Source organism: Pseudoduganella sp. RAF53_2, assembly GCF_052113985.1.
Taxonomy (GTDB): domain Bacteria; phylum Pseudomonadota; class Gammaproteobacteria; order Burkholderiales; family Burkholderiaceae_D; genus Rugamonas.
Window position 1 is genome coordinate 1 of record NZ_JBFRDW010001051.1, and the last position, 1144, is coordinate 1144.

The 1144-nt window shown below is 58.2% G+C and carries 2 protein-coding genes; both read left to right on the forward strand.

The window, feature by feature from the left end; all coding sequences use genetic code 11:
• Positions 1 to 470 (forward strand): hypothetical protein (locus tag AB4Z11_RS32225; protein WP_442030328.1); only part of this gene is annotated, 470 nt, incomplete at its 5' end.
• Positions 470 to 931 (forward strand): response regulator transcription factor, encoded by a 462-nt coding sequence (locus AB4Z11_RS32230; protein ID WP_442030330.1) that lies wholly within the window; start codon positions 470 to 472, stop codon positions 929 to 931. The genes AB4Z11_RS32225 and AB4Z11_RS32230, both read left to right, overlap by 1 nt.
• Positions 932 to 1144 lie beyond the last annotated feature (213 nt).

Consider the following 1144-nt stretch of genomic DNA (forward strand, 5'->3'; position numbering starts at 1 on the left):
AGGGATCGCTGCATGAGTTTCAGGCGGCAGCAGTCCAGGTGTTGCATGATTGTCTTGACTTTGACGCGGTGGTGTTAGGCGGCAGCCAGTTTTATTCAAATCCTGATCTCTATATAATGAGCGCGCATATTGATGGGCTGCCGCGCACATTCATGGATGACTATATTCCGCTGTTGTCGCGTGACCCCATCATGAAGTCTTTGCTGACCGGCCTTGGCCGGCCGCTGAAGCTGGACCTTCAATATTTCTACGAAAATTGCGGTCTCTCTGGGCTGGCTGATTTCGCACGCTTATATAAGCTGCGTCAAATGATGATATTTGGTGATATCCCATGTCCGGGTATCCCAACGAGATGGATCATGCTATTCAAGGACGGCGCCGTGGCATTTCCGGAAGCCGGGGAGCGGCGCCTGGTGCATCTGTGGCCTCATCTCTCCCAGGCAACTTCGATGTGCGATGAACGGGGTTGATGCTGCGCAATCTGGTGCCGCCACGCTTTGCTTCAGCGCTGCTCAATGACTGCGGAGAGATACGGTATGCCGACCTGCGCTTTCTGGAGTTGCTGCGGCTGGAATGGCCGGAGTGCGATGTGTCAGGCGTTGCGAAGCTGGTACAGGAACAGCTGCTTCAGGCGCATGCGTTCAGAGGCAAATTCATCGAGATCAGCATGGTGCCGGAGTCGGAATCCGTCTGCCAGGCGCGGCCCACTGCCGCCTTCACAATCATGACGCCGCGCGAAACCCTGGTGGYCAGGCGCTTTGCGGCGGGATTGAGCCACAAGGAAGTGGCGCGTGAACTTGGCATTTCCCCCAATACCGTGCGCACCCAGCTGACAAATGTCTATGCAAAGCTCAAGCTGCATGACAAGGGTGCGCTTGCCAATTACCTGATGTTGCAAAGCGCGGCCGCTTCCTCCTGCCGGCCAAATTAGCGCGAGACTTCGGGCCCCGCAGGCGCCCGCCTGCGGGAATTTTTTTCCGGTTTATGTCGCGCGAGATGGCTTGGCGAATGGTGTGGCTTTGCGCGAAAGGTCAAACAGCTGGATGCGCCGCACTGGCTGGCGGATCGCAGCGCCCGCAGCGCGGAAGCGCGAGCCGCCCGTGATGGCGCGCATGGCTTCCCGGTCCAGTTCCGAGCTTTCCGG